General features: G+C 42.5%; 2 protein-coding genes. Both read left to right on the top strand.

Annotated elements, in window-relative coordinates:
- Positions 1-228: hypothetical protein (locus F6K37_RS44180; protein WP_287257452.1), on the top strand; the 228-nt coding region annotated here is incomplete at its 5' end.
- 67 nt (positions 229-295) lie between these two features.
- On the top strand, positions 296-1,047 hold a 752-nt coding region (locus F6K37_RS44185), incomplete at its 3' end, for a beta-ketoacyl synthase N-terminal-like domain-containing protein (protein ID WP_287257453.1).

Below are 1,047 nucleotides of genomic sequence, written 5' to 3' on the forward strand. Positions count from 1 at the left end.
TTGCCCGGGACAGTAGCGATGGAATATCCCACGATTGAAACACTATCCCAATATATATTGAAGGAAGTCATGGGATGGCAATCAGTAGCAGATTCGGAGAACAACTTAGCTGAGTTAGAAGAGGTAGACGTAGATGATCAGATTTTGCCAGTTATCGAAAATATCTCAGAAGAAGAATTTGAAGCACTAGCAGCTCAGCAACTAGAAAAAATCAAGAGTATGCTTTGATAAATTGCTGCAAGCAGGAAACTGCAATCAATCAACAAAGAACAAAATACGTCAAGGCTAAAACTTCATGAAACCGACTACCAACAAAGAGCAACTATCATTATCCAAACAGATGTTTCTGGCGCTAAAGCAAGCAGAAACTAAATTGGATATGATGGAGCGTTCAAGAAGTGAACCGATCGCCATCATTGGCATAGGCTGTCGATTTCCAGGAAATGCCAACACACCAGAAAGCTTCTGGGAATTGTTATCTAATGGTAAAGACTCTGTTAGAGAGATTCCACTAGAACGTTGGGATATAGATTCTTACTACGACCCCAACCCTGATACTCCGGGGAAAATGTATATCCGTCACGCAGCATTAGTTGATCAGGTAGATCGGTTCGATCCGCAATTTTTTGGTATCTCTGGCCGAGAAGCCCATAGCCTTGACCCACAGCAACGTTTTATTTTGGAAGTAACTTGGGAAGCTTTAGAAAGAGCTGGTATTAATCCCCAGCAATTAAAAAACACTCAGACAGGAGTGTTTCTGGGGATCGGTCAAAATGATTATGCTAATTTGGGTTTGAGCCAAGTCGAAAATATTAGCCCTTACGATGGTACGGGAAATGGGTTTTGCTTTGCAGCAGGTCGGTTATCTTACTCATTAGGATTGCAAGGCCCATCAATAGCAATAGATACAGCTTGTTCATCATCTCTGGTAGCTATACATGAGGCTTGTCAGAGTCTGCGTCAGGGTGAGTCCAATCTGGCTTTAGCAGGAGGGGTACAACTAATTCTCTCTCCTCAAATGACCACCGCACTATCAAGATTGAAGGC

The organism is Moorena sp. SIO4E2, assembly GCF_010671945.1.
Taxonomy (GTDB): Bacteria; Cyanobacteriota; Cyanobacteriia; order Cyanobacteriales; family Coleofasciculaceae; genus Moorena; species Moorena producens.